Annotated in this window: 15 protein-coding genes; 4 read left to right on the forward strand and 11 right to left on the reverse strand. The window is 72.3% G+C overall.

The features are described from left to right. Nucleotide 1 precedes the first annotated feature (1 nt). Nucleotides 2-1885 (reverse strand): heparinase II/III domain-containing protein, encoded by a 1884-nt coding sequence (locus Aru02nite_RS11340; protein WP_203657395.1) that lies wholly within the window; start codon nt 1883-1885, stop codon nt 2-4. After that, on the reverse strand, nt 1882-2646 hold the full coding sequence (locus Aru02nite_RS11345; RefSeq protein WP_203657396.1) for an SDR family NAD(P)-dependent oxidoreductase: 765 nt from the start codon (nt 2644-2646) through the stop codon (nt 1882-1884). Before Aru02nite_RS11345 ends, Aru02nite_RS11340 begins: the two co-directional genes overlap by 4 nt. Nucleotides 2647-2875: 229 nt before the next feature. On the opposite strand from Aru02nite_RS11345, the gene Aru02nite_RS11350 reads away from it, so the two are divergent. The 4 genes from Aru02nite_RS11350 (at nt 2876) to Aru02nite_RS11365 (ending at nt 6481) form a co-directional block, all read left to right on the forward strand. Beyond that, nucleotides 2876-3919: a LacI family DNA-binding transcriptional regulator gene (locus tag Aru02nite_RS11350; RefSeq protein WP_203657397.1), complete on the forward strand. Its 1044-nt coding sequence runs from the start codon at nt 2876-2878 to the stop codon at nt 3917-3919. A gap of 83 nt (nt 3920-4002) precedes the next feature. Further along, nucleotides 4003-4635 (forward strand): nuclear transport factor 2 family protein, encoded by a 633-nt coding sequence (locus tag Aru02nite_RS11355; protein WP_203657398.1) that lies wholly within the window; start codon nt 4003-4005, stop codon nt 4633-4635. After that, nucleotides 4632-5600, forward strand: a complete 969-nt coding sequence (locus Aru02nite_RS11360; RefSeq protein ID WP_203657399.1) for a sigma-70 family RNA polymerase sigma factor — start codon at nt 4632-4634, stop codon at nt 5598-5600. The genes Aru02nite_RS11355 and Aru02nite_RS11360 overlap by 4 nt, the downstream gene beginning before the upstream one ends. Further along, nucleotides 5591-6481: an SDR family oxidoreductase gene (locus tag Aru02nite_RS11365; RefSeq protein WP_203657400.1), complete on the forward strand. Its 891-nt coding sequence runs from the start codon at nt 5591-5593 to the stop codon at nt 6479-6481. Before Aru02nite_RS11360 ends, Aru02nite_RS11365 begins: the two co-directional genes overlap by 10 nt. A 193-nt stretch (nt 6482-6674) precedes the next feature. On the opposite strand, the gene Aru02nite_RS11370 is transcribed toward Aru02nite_RS11365, so the two are convergent. From Aru02nite_RS11370 to Aru02nite_RS11410, 9 genes are all read right to left on the reverse strand, one after another. Beyond that, on the reverse strand, nt 6675-8111 hold the full coding sequence (locus Aru02nite_RS11370) for a polysaccharide lyase 6 family protein (protein ID WP_203657401.1): 1437 nt from the start codon (nt 8109-8111) through the stop codon (nt 6675-6677). Then, on the reverse strand, nt 8111-9082 hold the full coding sequence (locus Aru02nite_RS11375; RefSeq protein ID WP_203657565.1) for an acetylxylan esterase: 972 nt from the start codon (nt 9080-9082) through the stop codon (nt 8111-8113). Before Aru02nite_RS11375 ends, Aru02nite_RS11370 begins: the two co-directional genes overlap by 1 nt. Nucleotides 9083-9095: 13 nt before the next feature. After that, nucleotides 9096-11474, reverse strand: coding sequence for a polysaccharide lyase 8 family protein (locus tag Aru02nite_RS11380; RefSeq protein ID WP_203657402.1), 2379 nt, complete (start codon nt 11472-11474; stop codon nt 9096-9098). Nucleotides 11475-11491: 17 nt separating this feature from the next. Continuing rightward, on the reverse strand, nt 11492-12721 hold the full coding sequence (locus Aru02nite_RS11385) for a GDSL-type esterase/lipase family protein (protein WP_203657403.1): 1230 nt from the start codon (nt 12719-12721) through the stop codon (nt 11492-11494). After that, nucleotides 12714-13763, reverse strand: coding sequence for a right-handed parallel beta-helix repeat-containing protein (locus Aru02nite_RS11390; protein ID WP_203657404.1), 1050 nt, complete (start codon nt 13761-13763; stop codon nt 12714-12716). Before Aru02nite_RS11390 ends, Aru02nite_RS11385 begins: the two co-directional genes overlap by 8 nt. A gap of 141 nt (nt 13764-13904) precedes the next feature. Beyond that, a complete protein-coding gene (locus Aru02nite_RS11395; protein ID WP_203657405.1) occupies nt 13905-14567 on the reverse strand; it encodes a carbohydrate ABC transporter permease in 663 nt (220 codons plus the stop codon). Beyond that, nucleotides 14519-14743 (reverse strand): hypothetical protein, encoded by a 225-nt coding sequence (locus tag Aru02nite_RS11400; RefSeq protein ID WP_203657406.1) that lies wholly within the window; start codon nt 14741-14743, stop codon nt 14519-14521. The genes Aru02nite_RS11395 and Aru02nite_RS11400 overlap by 49 nt, the downstream gene beginning before the upstream one ends. Then, nucleotides 14730-15680, reverse strand: a complete 951-nt coding sequence (locus Aru02nite_RS11405; RefSeq protein ID WP_203657566.1) for a carbohydrate ABC transporter permease — start codon at nt 15678-15680, stop codon at nt 14730-14732. Before Aru02nite_RS11405 ends, Aru02nite_RS11400 begins: the two co-directional genes overlap by 14 nt. Before the next feature lie 79 nt (nt 15681-15759). After that, nucleotides 15760-17055, reverse strand: coding sequence for an ABC transporter substrate-binding protein (locus Aru02nite_RS11410; RefSeq protein ID WP_203657407.1), 1296 nt, complete (start codon nt 17053-17055; stop codon nt 15760-15762). Nucleotides 17056-17075: the final 20 nt, after the last annotated feature.

Consider the following 17075-nt stretch of genomic DNA (forward strand, 5'->3'; position numbering starts at 1 on the left):
GCTACCCCTCTTCGGTTCCGTTGTGCCGCAACGTTTCCGTGTCGTGCCGGTGCTCGGTGCCGTCCGCCAGGAGCACGACGAGTACACCGTCGGCCAGAGTGACACCGGTGACGGTCGCCGCGCCCGCCTGGTACACCGAGCAGAAGGTGGCGGTGCCGTCGGGTGCCGGCCAGTCCAGCCAGGTGCGGGTCGCCTGCGGGTCGTCCGCCGTCCCCGGCCCCGGGTACGCGACGATCGGGGCCGTCCCGGCGCCGGCGTGCCAGCCGTGCAGCGTCTCGTCGCCGAGCCACCGGGTACGCGCGCCGTCGGTCTCCACCGGCACCGCGGGACACAGCGCGAGCCGTACCGGGGAGTCGGCGTCGACGGTGACGACGTCGAGCAGGTAGCCGTCGGCGGCCTCGACGTGCCGCACCACCCGCACCCCCGGGTACGCGTCGGTCACCTCGGCGGTGACCGCGTTCGCCGACACCGCAACGGTTCTGGCCGTACACTCGGCCGGTTCGACGCCGTCCACGAGTACCGCGGGGTGCACCGCCGGGCCGGCGAAGTGGTTCCGCCAGAACGCGTGCGCGTACGGGACCTGGCCCGGATCGGGCTGCCAGGCGGTGTCCGCGCCGTACAGGTAGAGGGCGAGCTTGTCGTGGTGGCCGTGCGATCCGCCGTGCGGCCCGTGGTCGAGCAGCGCGAGGATCCCGTTGCCCCGCAACACGGTCAGGCCCGCGTCGGCGAAGGTCCGGCGCACCGGCACCGCGTCCGGTTCGCTCCCGGTACGCGGCGGCGCGGAGAACCAGCCATGCAGGTGCGCGTCGAGCCCGTCGTACGCGGGGCCGGCCTCGCGCCGCGCCCGTTCACCGACCGCCGCCAGCCCCGCGCCGCTGGTGTACGCGTCGGCCAGCGTGCACAGTTCGGTCCACTCCAGCGCCGTCAGATCCCGCACGTACGGGCCGTCGTGCAGGGCGGGCAGAATGCCGCCGTCGGTGGCGATCCCGGCCACCGCACCGATCATCGCGGTGATCCGCTCCCCCACCGCGGCGGGCAGCGCCGCCGGGTCGGTCCCCCGCAACGCCAGCAGGTACGCCCGCAGCACGAAGCCGTGGTAGTACGTGCTGGCCTCCCACTCCCAGCCGTCCGCCGCGGACGCCGCCAGCACATGCGCGTACACGCCATACTCGCCCCCGAGCCAGTCCGCCGCCGCGCCGCCGGGGGCGGGATCCGTCGCGTCGTCGCGGGCCGAACCGGCCGCGTCGTCGCGAGCGGGATCCGCAGCCTCGCCACGAGCGGAGCCTGCTAAGCCATGTGCGGGATCCGTTGTGGTGGCGGCGATCCGGGTCAGCGCGCCGGTGGCGACCGCGCCGGCCGCGTTCAGCCAGGCGGTGTAGTTGGAGTCGAACCGGCCCTGCGCGACGAGCTCCGCGCGGGCGTCGCGGGCGGCGGCGGCCACCGACCGCAGCAGCGGTACCGCCGCCTCGACCCCCGGTACGCCGGCGAGCGTCCACGCGGCGTGCCCGATGGACACCGCCCAGATGGCGTCGCTGAGCGCCTGGTGGAACAGCCTGCCGCGCAGCATCCAGTCCTGCCCGCCGGCGTGCACGTCCACCGCCAGCCCCGCGTACCGCTCGGCGTACTCGCCCAGCAGCGTCACCGCGCGCTCCGGCTCCTCGTACGCCAGCAGCCGGATCCGGCGCGCGCACGCCTGGTGGGCCAGCGCCGCCCAGGCGCCGCGTACCGCGTCGGTGTCGACCCGGCAGCCGTACGGGCAGGCCGCTCCGCCGGCGGGGAACGCGCCGGACAGCAGCGTGTCGTGCGCCAGCTCGGTACCGTGCGCCGGGCAGACGTACGCGTGCCACCAGCCGCCGCGTACGGCGGGCAGGACGACGTCGGTCATCGCGGCCACACGCCGCCGTCGATGTCGAGCGTCTTGCCGGTGATGAAGCCGGCTTCAGCGGCGGCGAGGTAGACGACGGTGGCGCCGACGTCGGCGGTGGTTCCGCCGCGTCCGACCGGGATCCCGGCGACCATCGCCTCCTGCGCCGCCGCGGGCGTGAACGTCTCGTGGAACGCCGTCTGCGCGATGTACCCGGGGGCCAGCGCGTTCACGGTGATGCCGTCGCCGGCGAGTTCCTTGGCGAGGCCGCGGGTGAGGCCGATGATGCCGGCCTTGGCCGCCGCGTACGCCGCGGAGCCGGGACCGCCGCCGTTGTGCGCGGCGAGCGAGGCCATGGTGACGATCCGGCCGCGGCCGGACTCGCGCAGCGCCGGGATCGCCGCCCGTACCGTGCGGAACGTGGCGGTCAGGTTGACGTCGACGGTGGCGGCGAAGTGCTCGTCGGTCATGGTCTCGGTGGCGGCGCGGCCGACCAGGTGGCCGGCGTTGCACACCACGACGTCCAGCCCGCCGAGGTACGACACGGACTCGGCGACGAGCCGGTCGACCTCCGCGGTGACGGTCACGTCGGCGGCGATCGCGGTCGCCTTGCGCCCGCGCCCCTGCACGCCGGTCACCGTCTCGGCGGCGGCCTCGGCACTGTGGCCGTGGTGCACGACGACGTCGGCGCCGGCGTCGGCCAGCGCGTACGCGATGCCGCGGCCGATGCCGTGCCCGGCGCCGGTGACCAGCGCGCGGGTACCCGTCAGATCGAAGGTCATGAAGGATCCGTCCTCGGCTTGCTCGGTGGGTCGGGGGTCCGGCGGCCGGCGCCTCGATGTATCGATTTACCGGTGTACCGGTACACTTACGTTAAGCGGGGCCAATGGACCTGTCAACGGGTGCGAACCGGTGCCGCGATCATCTACATCACGCCGTGCCGGACGGGACGGTGACGCGGAACGGTAGAGTGGGCAACGCGATGAACCGATGCACTAGCGGGGGCGGCCGATGGGCGTGACGATCTACGAGGTGGCCCGGGAGGCCGGTGTCTCCCCCAGCACCGTCTCGAACCTCCTCAACGGCCGCTCCGGCCGGATGCTCCCCGAGACCCGCGCCCGCGTCGAGGCCGCGATCCGCCGCCTCGGCTACCGGCCCAACCGCGCGGCACGGCAGCTGCGCAGCGGTCGGGTACAGGTGATCGGGCTGGTCGTGCCGTCGGTGGCGAACCCGTTCTGGGGCGCGTTCGCGCGGCACGTCGAGGGCGCCGCGCTCACCGAGGGGTACCACGTGCTGCTCTGCAACTCCGAGCGCGACCCGGAACGCGAGCGGGGCTACGTCGAGGAGCTGTGGGACGACGGGGTCACCGGGGTGATCCTCTGCACCTCGCTGCCGTCGCTGACGCACGTACTGCCGCTGGTGAAGCGGGGGCTGAAGCTCGTCACGTTCGACCGTACGGCGCAGGCCGGCGACCCGGCCGGGCTCACCAACATCAGCGTGGACAACGTGGTCGGCGCCCAGCTCGCCACCGAGCACCTGCTGTCGCTGGGGCACCGGCGCCTGGCGTTCGTGTCCGGGGCGCTGGGCAGCGTCAACCGCAAGGAACGCTTCCAGGGTTTCCGTGCCGCGCTGGACAGCGCCGGCCTCGGCATCGACGACGCGGTCGTCTTCTCCGACGGCGACGGCGACCGGTTCGGCGACCTGGACGCCGCCGGCCTCGGGCGTACGGCGGCGCACGAGGTGCTGTCCGGTCCCGACCGTCCGACCGGCATCGTCGCCATCAACGACATGTGCGCGCTCGGCGTGTACGCGGGGATCCGGGACGCGGGACTGACGGTCGGTACCGACGTGTCGGTGGTCGGGTTCGACGACATCGTGCTCGCCGACCTCGTCGACCCGGCGCTGACGACCGTACGGCAGCCGCTGGCGGACATGGCCGCGACCGCGTTCGACAACCTGCGCAGCCGGATGGAGAGCCCGTCGACGGGCCCCGGCCACTCCCTGCTGATCCGCCCGGAACTGGTCACCCGCGCGTCCACCGCGCCGCCCGCCTGACGCGCCGGCCGGCGGGCCGATGAGTTCGCCGCCCCGGCGGGATCTGTACCGGTGAAGGGTACGGATCGACGAGGGGTGGCGACATGGGCAGGACGGTGGTGGTGCGGTACCGCACCCGCGAGGACGCGGCGGCGGAGAACCGGCGGCTGATCGGGGACGTGTTCGCGCAGTTGCGCCGGGAACGTCCGACCGGCCTCGACTACACCGCGGTGGAACTGTCCGGCGCCGCGGAGTTCGTGCACCTGGCGACGACCACCGACGCCCCGGTACTGCCGGGTCTGGACGCGTTCGGGCGGTTCCAGCGGGACATCGGCGACCGGGTGGTGCGTGGGCCTGACGCCACCGAGGCGACGGTGCTCGGCGCGTACCGGTCGGTGGGGGCCGCGGTGCCGGTTGCGGTGGCGTTCGTCGAGGCGTTCGGCCGGCGGGACCTGACGGCGGTGACCGCGCTGCTGCACGACGACGTGGTCTTCGAGAGCCCGCGTACCAGGTTGACGGGTGCGGGCGCGGTGGCGGCGGCGATCGGCGAGTTCGCGGCGGCGGTGACCGGGGTCGACGTGGTCGCCGCGTACGGCGGGGACGACGAGGCGGTCGTCTGCTACGACATGCACACCGGGCCGTTCGGCACCCTGCGCACCGTCGACCACGTGACCGTACGCGGGGGTCGGGTCGTCGCCGACACCGTCGTGTTCGACACCGCCCAGGTCGGCCGGTGACCCGGTTCGAGGACACGGCCGGGCCGTACCGGCGGGAGATCTTCGCGTACTGCTACCGGATGCTCGGCTCGCCGCACGACGCCGACGATGCCGTGCAGGACACGTACCTGCGGGCGTGGCGCGGGTTCGACGGGTTCCAGGGGCGCTCGTCGGTGCGGACCTGGCTGTACCGGATCGCCACCCGCGTCTGCCTGCGCGCGCTCGCGGGCCGGAGCCGGCGGGCGCTGCCGTCCGGGTTGGGCGCGCCGGCCGCCGATCCGGCCGGCGACCTGGCCCCGCGTACGGCGGAGGTGGCGTGGGTGGAGCCGGTGTCCGCGGCCGAGCTGGACCCGGCGGCCGTCGCCGAGTCGCGCGCCACCGTACGGCTGGCGTTCGTGGCGGCGTTGCAGCACCTGCCGGGCCGGCAGCGCGCCGTACTCGTGCTGCGCGACGTGCTGATGTTCCGCGCCGACGAGGTCGCCGACCTGCTCGACACCACGACGGCGGCGGTCAACAGCGCGCTGCAACGCGCCCGCGCCCAGCTCGCCCGCACCGCACCCGACGGGTACGACGTGGTCGAGCCGACGGATCCGTTGCGCCGCAACCTGATCCGGCGCTACGCCGCGGCGTTCGAGCACGCCGACGTGGACGAGCTGGTACGGGTGCTCGCCGCGGACGCCGTCCTGGAGATGCCGCCCGTACCGACGTGGTTCCGGGGGCGCGAGCACGTCGCGCGGTTCCTGCGCCGGCGGCTCACCGGCCCGGGCGCGCTGCGGATGCTGCCCACCACCGCCAACGACCAACCCGCCTTCGGCCTGTACGCCCGCGGCCACGGCGGCGTGCACCGCGCGCACGCCCTGCAACTGCTCACGGTCGGTCCGACCGGGGTGGCGCGGATCGACATGATCCACGATCCGTTGCTGTTCCCCCGGTTCGGCCTGCCTCATCTCGCCACGACCTCCGAGGAGACACCGCAATGCACATGATGACAGGCGCCACCGGCAACGCCGGCGCGATCGTGGTCCGCGAGTTCGCCCGCCAACACGTCCCGATCCGTGTACTGGCAAGGAATCCGGCTGCCTCGCCGTGGCTGCGGGAGCTGCCGGGGATCGAGGTCGTCACCGGTGACATGCGGGTACCGGAGTCGCTCGGCGCGGCGCTCGACGGCGTCGACAAGGTACTGATGATCTCGTCGCCGCGCGACGACATGGTCGGCACCCAGTGCCGGTTCATCGACGCGGCGCAGGCGGCCGGGGTCGGCCACATCGTCAAGCTGAGCGGCAAGGAGTCGGGCACCACGTTCGATCCGCAGGCGTTCCGCGGCACCCGCTGGCACCTCGCGATCGAGCGGTACCTGGAGGAGTCCGGGCTGGCTTGGACGCACCTGCGGCCCAGCCAGTTCATGCAGTTCTACCTGCCGGGCTCGCTGACCGGCGTCGACGCGCGCCGCGGCGCGCTCGTCATGCCGATCGGCGACAGCCGACTGTCCCCTGTGGACATCGAGGACATCGCGCGGGTCGCGGTGGCGATGATGGGCGCCGACGGCACCGCCGGCCGGGCGTACGACATGACGGGGCCGGACGCGCTCAGCATGGCCGAGGTCGCCGAGCTGATCACCGCCGCGAGCGGCCGGCCCTACCGGTACGAGCCCGTGACGGCGGAACGCAAGCGCGCGCTGCACGCCGCCGAGGGTCTCGGCCCGGACGTACTCGACCTGCTGGACGAGATCTACGCGGGGCGCCGCAACTCCCCCGACAGCCGCGTCGATCTGAGCGCGCACCGGGCATTCGGCGTCGAGCCGACGACGTTCGCGCAGTTCGCCCGCCGGCACGCGGCGGACTTCGCCGCGGTCGTATCGGCGGCGTGACGCGCAGGACGGCCTGGCAACGGAGAGATCGCCGGGCCGTGCCGTGGCGCTGCGCCGCGTCCTGCGGTTCGCCCGACCCCACCGGGCCGGGCTCAGCGGCGGCAGCGCCAGCCGGCTCACCAGCACATGCCGAGGGCTCCAGCGGCGATCCGGTACGGACGGCCCGACGGGTGAGCGCCGGGCCGTCCGGTGGTCACCAGGACGTACCGACGTCCGCGGTGGTGAGTGGGTGGCGGGTGACCGGCGCGGTCGACAGTTCGTCGGCGCCGGCGTCCGGGCGGGCGTCCCGGGGCTGCCCGTCGACGTCGTCGGTCACGTACGGGAAGGAGCCGGTAGCCGCGTCGATCGCCGGGCTGCCGGCCGTCAGGTGCGCGATCTCGCCGTCGGCGGCCAGTTTCGGGTCCACCACGCGAATCTGGTCGGCGGGCAGGTCAAGCCCGACGGTCGCGTCCCCGGTCGGCCAGGCGATGTTCCCCTGGTACGTCTGGCCGGTCGGCGCCTTCGCCTCGCGGTACAGGGCGCCGGTGGAGCCGACGACGACGTTGTCCGCGACGACGCTGTCCACCGGTGGGTACGTGTAGTTCGCGCCGGTCTCCACGTTGGACACGTTGCCGACGAACGTGTTGTGCGTGACGACGGCGTGCCGCACCTGCCAGTGCTGGGCCCAGAGCGACGGGTCGGTGTGGTCGGCGTCCGCGGTGACCGTACCGCCGTCGAGCTGGATCGCCGCGGTGAAACCGGATCCGGTCAGTCCGGCGAAGTAGTTGTCGTACACCCGCTGGTCCTCGCCGTACAGCCGGATGCCTCCGGTGCCGGGCTTGCCACCGCCGAGGAACACGTTGCCGTAGAACGAGTTCCGGTCGCCGCGGCGGGCGGACAGCACGCCCGCCGACTCCCGGAACGTGTTGTACCGCACGGTGTTGTCGCTCGTCTTCACCGAGACGATCTCGGCGTCGCCGTCGCAGTTCGAGAACAGGTTGTACTCCACGGTCGCGTGCGCGCTCGACTCGGAGAGCTGGCTGACGCCGAGCCGGATCGCCTCGCCGCCGTTCGCGGTCTGCGCGGCCTCGTCGGCGAACAGGTTGTGGTCGATCCGGTCGTACTGGGAGACCTGGGACTGTCCACCGTAGACGGTGACGTAGTTGCCGAGCAGCGTCTTGTGCTCGAACGTGTTGTGGTCGATGCGGTTGTGGCCGCTGTTCTCCCCGGAGATCAGCACCCAGTGCGTACCGGCCGGCGTACCGAGGCGGAAGTGGTTGTCGGTGAGCCGCACGTGCCGGGAGGCGGTGACCTTCAGGGTGTTGGCGTTGGCCCAGTCGAGCCCGCGCACGGTCACGTACTCGGAGTCCTTGATCTCCAGCTGGCCGGCGGTGATCCGGGCCTTGCCGGGGTGCGCCGCGCGGATGGTGACTGGCGCGTCCTTCGTGCCGAGCTTCGCCGCCAGCTTGCCGATCGTGTAGTCGCCGTCCGCCAGCACGATCGTACTGCCGGCGGTGGCGGCGGACATCGCCGCGGCGAGCGTCGCCGAGTCGGAGACGGACACGTCGACCCGGCGCCCGGCGGACGCCGGGTTCGCCCACAGCACCACGCATCCGGCCGCGAGCACCGCGGCCAGCCATCGCCTCGCCATCACTCCCCCGTCCCCGGTACGCCCAGCGTCGCGTGCAGCGCGGTCAGCTTGCGCGGCAGGTCGTACTCGGCGCCGCCCTCGTGGCCGTTGTAGGTGAAGATCTCGATCTGCTTGTCGCCGGCGTACCGGTGGTAGGCGGCGAAGACGGTCGACGGCGGGCACACGTTGTCCATCAGCCCGACCGAGAACCAGCCGGGACACGTGGCGCGGGCGGCGAAGTTGACGCCGTCGAAGTACGACAGCGTGTCGAGTACGCCGTCGGCGGCGAACCGGTGGCCCTTGAGGAACCGCGCGATCTCCGCGTACGGCCCGGTGTCGGTGATCTGCGAGGCGCGCCGGTAGTGGCACAGGAACGGGACGTCGGCGATCATCGCGGCCAGGTCGTCGCGCAGCCCGGCGGCGGCGAGCGCGAGCCCGCCGCCCTGGCTGCCGCCGAGCACCGCGACGCGCGCGGGATCCACGTCCGGGCTGGCCTTCGCGGCGTCGACGGCGCGGACCGCGTCGGTGATCAGCCGGCGGTAGTAGTGCCGGGCCGGGTCCTCCACGCCGCGGGTGAGGAAGCCGGGCGACGACGAGCCGTGCCCGTCCGGCGCGACGTCCGGCGTCTCGGCGATCGTCTTGCCGCCACCGCCCTGCCCGCGGTTGTCCATCACCAGGTGCGCGTACCCGGCGGCGCTCCACGTCAGCCACTCGTACGGGACGCCGCGGCCGCCGTTGTAGCCGATGTACTGCACGACGGCGGGCAGCGGGCCGGTGCGCTGCCGGGGCAGCAGCAGCCACGCCTTCACCGGCTGGCCGCCCCAGCCGGTGAACGTCACGTCCTGTACCTCCACTGTGGACAGTTTCGCGTCGTACGGCACGAACTCGGCGGTCACCGCGTCGTGTCCGGCCAGCGTGTCCTTCCAGAACTGGTCGAAGTCGGCCGGTTCCGCCGGATCCGGCCGGTACTCCCGGAGCCGGTCGAGCGGCATGTCGACGAGCACGTCAGTCCTTCCTGAACTCGATCGCGACGGTGGCACCGGGGGTGCGCGCCGCGGTGTCCACGCCGATCCGTACGCCGCCGCGCGTGCGGGTGACGGTCACCCCGTCGACCGCGGCGACCGGGGTCAGCGGCTGCGCCAGGTCCACGGTCAGCGTGCCGCGGCCCTGCGTCGGGTCGGCGACGGCGACCGTACTTCTGTTGCCGCGCTTGGTGAGTACGACCGAGCACGCGCCGTCGGCGGTGAGCGGCCCGACCGTACCGGCGGTCCAGAAGTTGACCGCGTCGAGTCCGGCGCCGCGGACCGCGTGGGCGGTGGCATCGGCGGCGACGATCCGGACCGGCGGATCGTCGGCCCAGCGCCGGGTCACCGCCGCGCTGGCCATCGGCAGCTGCACGTACCGGTACGAGCCGTCGGTCGGCGCGGTCCCGTGGTCCTGCCACAGCGTCTGGTACGGCCGCGTCACCGGGGTGTCCGTGCCGTACTTGAGGTTGATCTCGCGCCAGGTGTGGGTTCTGTTCTCCCGCAACGCATGCAGCGTCGGGCGGGTCGGGAACACGTACCCGCCGGTGCCGTCGAGGTGGCACCACGACACCCGCTCCAGCGTGCCGGTCCCGGTGTGCCGCGCACCGTCCACAGTGAACGCCGCGGTGGCGTCGGCGAGCTTCCGGTTCTCCACCACCGTCTCCACGGTCGCGGCGCCGCCGGTGATCCCGCTGCCGACGCACACCACGGCGTCGTCCACGAAGAACCAGCTCTTGTACGCCCGCAGCGTCGAGCCCACCCCGCGCAGGTCCATCCCGTACGCGGCAAGGGTTGCGCCCGGGACGGCGGCACCGCCGACCCACGTCGCGGCGCTCACCGTACGCTGGCCGGCGGCGTCCGCCAGCCGGGCACTGTCCACAGTGGTCCCCGCCAACCGGTACGGGTCGACGGTCGGCCAGTAGTCGCCGCTGTAGTGCCCGAGATCGTCGGTGTAGAGCAGCACCATGCCGTCGGACAGGTGCCAGCCGTGCAGGTTCTCGTTCTGGATCGACTCGTAGTCGTAGATCCGGCTGGAGTAGGCGGAGACCGAGTAGGAGAACGTCGGGCGGCGGTGCACCGCCTTGTCCATCCGCGGGTACTGCTTGTGCCGCACCGGACGCGGGTCGGCCGGCACCGCGGACGCGAGTACCGAGCGGGCGGCCACCAGCGACGAGATGTCGGTGACGGTAAGGAAGTCGCGGTAGGTGTCCTCGGTGATCCAGCGCTTCGCCAGCGCGGTCAGGTGGGTCGCGGTGTCCGCGGGCGCGGCCGGAATGAGCCGCAGCGTCGCCTCGATGATGGTCTGCGCGGCCACGTGGCCCTGCTTGCTGGGCCGGGCGATCTCCCGGCCGCACACCGAGTGCACCACGTCGCCGCGGATCAGCAGCGGGTCGAACGCCTCGTCGATCCACTCGTACACGTGGGCCGCGGCGGGATCGGTGACCTGCCAGTCGCTGTCGCCGATCAGGTGCAGCAGGCCGGACAGCGTGTTGAGCAGTTCCTTGCCGTACCCGCCGTTGTACGGGTGCATCCAGTGCTGGAGGTACGATCCGTCGGCCCAGAACCCCTCGCCGGTACCGTTGCCCGCGTCGGCGTACGCGAAGACGGAGTTCGCGCCGCCACCCTCCACATCGGACAGCGCGTCGCGGACCCGGAGCAGCGCGGCGGTGTCGCCGTCGAGCACGGCGCGGACCGCGACCACGGTGGCGATCCAGACCCGGTTGGCGCCGGTCGCGATCTGCCGGTCGATCCGCCACAGGTTCGGGTCCGGTGTGTAGAAGTCGACCGCGCCGGTGAGCCGGGCGAGCCGGTCGGCGCCGATGACGTCGTACAGCAGCACCATGGTGTTGTTGAGCTGGGTCGGTGCGCCGATCTCCCAGTCCCAGTCGTTGTCGTACCGGGTGAGGGTGGTGTTGTAGCGGTGCTCGGACATCCAGTCCAGGGCGCCGAGCACCGTGTCGGCGACGGTCGCGTCGCCGTGGTGCGCGGTGCCGACGGTGGCCCAGGAGTTCGCGATCTGCGCGATGCGCGAGAAGTTCGCGGTCACGTCGTGCGACGCGGTCGTACTCGCCAGGTCCTTCCACAGCACCGTACGGCCCGCGCTGGTGTCCAGTGTGGACAGTGCGGAGGTGGCGGCCTTCTCGATCCGGCGTACCGCGACGGCGATGTCCGGGTCGGTCGGGTCCAGGTCGGCGCCGCCGGTGAGCTGGTCGAACCACCGCTGCCGCAGCGCGTCGGTCGGCTTCGCGGTGCCGGCCAGGGCGACGCTCGGCAGCCCGGTGAGCCCGACCACCGCGCCGGCACCGGCCGCGCCGAGCAACGTACGGCGCGCCACGCGGACGCCGTCGGAGGATGGCATGGTGTTCCCTTCCCGTGTCACGAACGGAACAGGACGTCGGCCGGTACGGCCGCGGCGAGCGCGGCGGCACCGGACGCGTTGGGGTGCAGGCCGTCACCGCTGGAGTACGCGGGGAGCAGCCGGCTCGGCCGCGCCGGATCCCGCAGTACGGCGTCGAAGTCGACGAGCGCGTCGAACACGCGCCCGGTGCGCAGCCCGGCGTTCACCGCGCCGCGCACGTCGTCCAGCGCCGGCGTGTACCGCTGCCAGCCCTCGAACGGGGTGATCGTGGCGCCGACGACGCGCAGCCCGCGGCCCCGCGCCCGCACCGCAAGCTGCCGGTACGCGGCGAGGATCGCGGCCGGGTCGGTCTGGCTGGGCGGCTGCTGGATGTCGTTGATGCCGAGGAAGACCAGCACGGTGTCCACACCGGACAGTCCGGCGACGTCCCGGTCGAACCGGCGTTGCGCGCCCGGCCCGAACCGCGGATCGTCGAGCAGCAACCGGTTCCCGCTGATGCCGAGGTTCGCCACCGCGATACCCGGGTACCGGTCGGCGAGCCGGTCCGGCCAGCGCTGGTTGGTGTCGTCGGGCGTACCGACGCCCTCGGTGATGGAGTCGCCGAGGATCGCCAGCCCGCGCGCGGCCCCGGCGACCTCGACCGCGGCCAGCAGGAACACCGACGGCGTCGTCGTCGGGTACGCCTCCGCGCCACCGCCGGTGTGGTCCCCGGGGATCGACACGTACCCGGTGGCGTGGGTTCCACGGTGGAAGGCGACCGGGCCGGTCGGCCCAAGCAGGTACGCGGAGACGACCAGGTCGCCGGCGTGCGGCACGACCAGATCGACCGGGTCGCTGGTGAGCGTGGCGCCGGCCGGGAGCGACGCCACCGGCTCGCCGCCGAACGTCACGGCCCGCAGCGACGCGGGATCCACCGCTGCGCTGGCCCCCGTCGTACCGGCGGGGCGCCGCGCGACGGTCACCGGACCCACGGTCACCGCGGCGTCGGCGTACGGGTTGGCGAAGCGGAGCCGGACCCGCCGCGAGCCGGCCGACAGCCGCGCCACCGACCGTACCGTAGCGTCCCGGAAACCGTTGTACGCCAAGGTATCCGTCACGGTGGGCGCGCTCTGCGCGGTGTACCAGCTGGCGGCCCAGTCGCTGCGGGTGCCGTCGACCGGTGCGGCGCTGGCGGCGCGGCCGCCGGTCAGGACGGTGGCGCCCAGGCCGACCGCGGCGCCGCGCAGGAAACCCCGGCGGTCAGCCACGGCGTACCGCCGGGCACGCCGCGGTCGGCTGGAACTGGCTCGCGTACGTGCCGACCGCGTTGCCCCCGGTGTTGCCGGACATCGTGTTGCCGCACACCGTGCCCTGCGGTACGACGAGGAACTTGATGCCGCCCGCGCCGTTGCCCGTGATCGTGTTGGCGTACACGTCGTTGCCGGTGCCGTTGGGCGTACCGTCCGGTTCTGCCGTCCCGCCGAGCCGCACGCCGGCCGCGGCGGTGTCGGTCACCGTGTTCTTCCGGATGACGTTCCCGTTGCCGTGCAGGTCGATCGCGCCGGAGCCGGCCTCGGCCACGCCGGTACACGTGTTGTTCTCGACGATGTTGCCGGTCGAGTGTTCCTTGATGTCGACGCACTCGCTGCCGCCGTCGGTGTCGATCGCGTTGCCGTGGATCCAGTTGCCGTTGCTGGCGTCCGTGACGCCGGTCTGCTGCTGGTGGCTGAGCGCCGCGCCGACGTAGATGCCCTCGCCGTTGATGAAGCCGGTGTCCGGGTCCGGCCCGTACCGGCCGCAGCCGGTGATGTGGTTGTCGGCGACCTCCGAGTCCTGCGAGGAGTCGATCAGGTGCAGGCACTCGCCGCCGGCGTTCTTCAGGTGCATGTCGGCGATGGTCAGGTCGTCGGCGCCGTCGGCGTAGACGAGCTTGTTGCGGTAGTTGCCGCCGTTCGCGCCGTCGATCGTGAAGCCGGTCAGCGTCGTCTGGTGGTGGTCGACCTCGAACACGTGCGAGGCGCCGCCGCCGGTCACCACGGCGTCCGCCGGCCCGGTCACCGTCACGTCCGTGTACTTCGTGGCCGCGTCCTGCGCGTAGTGCCCGGACGCGAGGTGCACGGTACTGCCGGGTCCGGCGACGTCCAGCGCGTGCTGGATCGTCGCGTACGGTGCGCTGGGCGTGCCGGCGGCCGAGTCGCTGCCGCCGGGCGCCACGTACACGTCGACGGCGGCGGCCGACGCGCGGCCCGCCGGTACGACGGCTGCCAGGGCCACGGCGGCGAGGACGAGCGGGATCTGCGCAGGTTTCACCGGTACCTCCGGGGGGTTGGGAGGATGGACGGGTTTCGCTGCGGTGCAAGGGATGTGAGCTGGTGCGGGTCTCTCGGCGCGGTCGGTTCAGGGGGCGGTGCGGCCGCCGGGGGTCGGGCGGCCGCACCGCGGACGGGGGGGTTACTTGATGCCGGTGGTGGCCAGGCCCTGCACGAAGTACCGCTGGCCGGCGAGGAACAGCAGGACCATCGGCAGCGTGGCGAGCGTCGTACCGGCCATCAGGAACTGCCACTGCGTGTGGTTCTCGGTCTGGAACACCGACAGGCCGACCTGGATGACGCGCATGCTGTCCTTCTGCGTCACCAGGAGCGGCCACAGGAAGTTGTTCCACGACTCCTGGAAGGTCAGCAGCGCGACCGTGGTGACCGCCGGCTTCACCAGCGGCGTCATGATGCGCGCGTAGATGCCGAACTCGCCGACACCGTCGAGCCGCGCCGCCTCCTCCAGCTCCACCGGCAGGTCCACGTAGAACTGCCGGAACAGGAACACGGCGAACGGCGTGATCGCGCCCGGGATGATCAGCGCCCACCACGTGTTCAGCCAGCCGGTACCGCCCTGGCCGAGGATGTCGTTGCCGCCGGCCAGCGGCATGAACCGGACGATCAGGAACTCCGGCAGGATCTTCGTGTACGTCGGGATCATCAGCGCCGCGACGAACGAGTAGAACAGCAGCGTGCGCCCCCGGTACGGCAGGCGCGCCAGCGAGTACCCGGCCATCGACGCGAACACCACGTTCAGCACGGTGTGCCCGACGGCGATGATGAGGCTGTTGCGGGCGTACACGGCGGCACCGACGACGCGATGTCCGCCGGCGTCTTCAGCGACGTCAGTACCATCCAGGCGAACGGCGCGATCATCACGACCGCGATCACGCCCAGCGCCACGTACAGCACGGTCCGGCCGGCGATGCGGCCGATCCGTACGGGCGGGCGGGTCACCTGCCGCTCAGCGGTTGCCATCGGTACCCCCGATCATCCGGCGGTTCAGGATCGTCAGCACGATCAGGAAAGCGAACAGCACCAACGACTCCGCGCACGCGTACCCCATGCGGAACTCGCGGAACGCCGACTTGTACACCTGGTACGTCATCATCGTGGTGGTGTTGGCGGGGCCGCCGTCGGTCAGGATGTAGATCTGGTCGAACGACTGGAACGCGCCGATCACCGACGTGACGAACACGAAGAACGTTGCGGGGCGCAGCAGCGGCAGCGTGATCGCGAAGAACTGCCGCACCTTCGAGGCGCCGTCGACGCTGGCCGCCTCGTACAGGTCGGAGGGGAGGCCCTGGAGCGCGGCCAGGTAGATGAGCATCTTCAACCCGATGCCCTGCCAGATGCCGACCACGATCACCGCGGGCATCGCCCAGGTCGTCGAGGACAGCCAGTTGACCGGGCTCAGGCCGAGGAACGACAGGACCGCGTTCGCCAGGCCGCCCTGCGGGTTGTAGATCCACAGCCACACCAGCGCCACCGCGATCGTCGCCGTCACCTGCGGCAGGAACACCGCGGTACGGAACAGCGACCGGCCGCGCAGCCGCCCGTTCAGGAGTACGGCGATGACCAGGGCGATGGCCATCGCCACCGGCACCGTGAAGAACGCGTACACCAGGGTGTTGACCATCGAGCGGCGGAACACCGCGTCGCCGGCGATCTCGGTGAAGTTGCCCAGCCCGATGAACTTCGGCGGGGTGAGCACGTCGTACGAGGTGAAGCTGAGGACGATCGCGGCGACCAGCGGCAGCCCCGTCCACAGGGCCATGTGCAGGAAAGCCGGCGCCACCATCAGGTAGCCGGCGCGCCCGCGACCCCGCGACGCGGTACGCACGCGCCGGGTCGCCGGTGCCGGCCGGTCCGCACCGGTACGGCGGGTACCGGTGGCGGAGCGGGCGGAGGTCATCACCACGGTGGCACCTTCCTGTGGCTGGATCGGCGGTCGTACGGGGCTTTCCGGCCCCGTACGACCGTCTCGCGTGGACTCAGAGGCGGCCGATCGCGGCCTTCGCGACCGAGGCGAGGTCGCCGATCGCCTGCTTCGCCGTACGCTGGCCGACCACGGCGGTCTGCAGCGTCGGCTTGACCTTCTCGCGGATCTCCATCCACGCCGGCGTACCGCCCTCGGACACCGACTTGTCCAAGTTGGACAGTGCGAAGTCCACCAGCTTGTTCTTCTTCACGTACGCCGAGTCGCGCAGGCTGGAGATGCCCGGTACGCTGCCGCGCTGCTCCGCGGCGGGAAGTACGGCGTCGGGGGTGGCGAGGAACTCGACGAGCGCCTGCGCCGCGGCCCGGTGCTGGCTGTGCGCCGACACGCAGCCGAGCGTGCCGCCCTGGAGCATGGCCGCGTCGGTGTTGCGCAGGACGAACATGCCGACCTTGTCCTCGTCGATCAGCTCCGGCGTCTGCTGCTGCATGTTCAGCCACAGCGCGGTGTCGGTCATCATCATCGACGCGCGGCCCTGCTGCAGCGTCGACGGCTGGCCCGCCGCCGGCGCGAACGACGGGTCAGCCACCTTGTCCTTCACCACGTCCAGGAACAGTTGCAGCGCCTCGACCCCGCGGTCGTCGTCGAACAGCACCTTGCGCCCCGACTCGTCGAACAGCCGGCCGCCGTTGGCGAACACGAAGTTCTCCCAGCACTGCCGCAGGTCGATCGAGAACGGGTCGAACCCGGCCCGCGTCACCTTGCCGCCCTTGGCCTGTGCCAGTTCCTTCGCGATCGCGCGCAGCTCGGTCCAGTCCTTCGGCGGCGCCTTGATCCCGGCCGCCTCGAAGTGGTCCTTCCGGTACGCCACCACCCGCGCGTCGAGCACCACCGGCAGCGCGTACAGCTTCCCGTCGTACTTGGACGGGGCGAGCACCCGCGGCTGGTAGTCGTACTTCGTGCCGGCCGAGTCGGGCAGCGGCGCCAGCACCTTCTTGTACGCGAACGGCGGCACCCAGCCGACGCCGATCATCAGCACGTCCGGCAGCAGGCCGCCGGCCAGCCCGGTCGTGATCTTCTCGTTCAGCGAGTTGTAGTCGGTGTAGTCGACCTTCACCGTCGCCTTCGGGTACTTCTTGTGGAACTGCTTGAGCAGCGTGCCCTCCAGCAGCTGCTTGCCCGTGGCCCCCTGGTACATCGGGGTGAGCACGGTGATCTCACCCTCGACCGGCCCGCTGGCGCTCGCCTCGGCGCCGCCGTCGGTCGAGCAGCCCGCGGTCAGTGCCGTCGAGGCCAGTCCCAGCGCACCCAGCCCGGTGGCGGCCAGAAACGATCTGCGACTCAGATCCATCTGAAGTACCTCTTCGTCGT

The sequence above is a fragment of the Actinocatenispora rupis genome (assembly GCF_016861975.1).
GTDB classification, from domain to species: Bacteria; Actinomycetota; Actinomycetes; order Mycobacteriales; family Micromonosporaceae; genus Actinocatenispora; species Actinocatenispora rupis.

Excerpts from the sequence above, each read along its gene's own strand:
- Aru02nite_RS11400 (WP_203657406.1), bottom strand. The coding sequence starts at position 14,743 with ATGGCAACCGCTGAGCGGCAGGTGACCCGCCCGCCCGTACGGATCGGC.
- Aru02nite_RS11410 (WP_203657407.1), bottom strand. The coding sequence starts at position 17,055 with ATGGATCTGAGTCGCAGATCGTTTCTGGCCGCCACCGGGCTGGGTGCG.
- Aru02nite_RS11365 (WP_203657400.1), top strand. The coding sequence starts at position 5,591 with ATGCACATGATGACAGGCGCCACCGGCAACGCCGGCGCGATCGTGGTC.
- Aru02nite_RS11340 (WP_203657395.1), bottom strand. The coding sequence starts at position 1,885 with ATGACCGACGTCGTCCTGCCCGCCGTACGCGGCGGCTGGTGGCACGCG.
- Aru02nite_RS11370 (WP_203657401.1), bottom strand. The coding sequence starts at position 8,111 with ATGGCGAGGCGATGGCTGGCCGCGGTGCTCGCGGCCGGATGCGTGGTG.
- Aru02nite_RS11345 (WP_203657396.1), bottom strand. The coding sequence starts at position 2,646 with ATGACCTTCGATCTGACGGGTACCCGCGCGCTGGTCACCGGCGCCGGG.
- Aru02nite_RS11405 (WP_203657566.1), bottom strand. The coding sequence starts at position 15,680 with ATGACCTCCGCCCGCTCCGCCACCGGTACCCGCCGTACCGGTGCGGAC.
- Aru02nite_RS11355 (WP_203657398.1), top strand. The coding sequence starts at position 4,003 with ATGGGCAGGACGGTGGTGGTGCGGTACCGCACCCGCGAGGACGCGGCG.
- Aru02nite_RS11350 (WP_203657397.1), top strand. The coding sequence starts at position 2,876 with ATGGGCGTGACGATCTACGAGGTGGCCCGGGAGGCCGGTGTCTCCCCC.
- Aru02nite_RS11380 (WP_203657402.1), bottom strand. The coding sequence starts at position 11,474 with ATGCCATCCTCCGACGGCGTCCGCGTGGCGCGCCGTACGTTGCTCGGC.
- Aru02nite_RS11375 (WP_203657565.1), bottom strand. The coding sequence starts at position 9,082 with ATGCCGCTCGACCGGCTCCGGGAGTACCGGCCGGATCCGGCGGAACCG.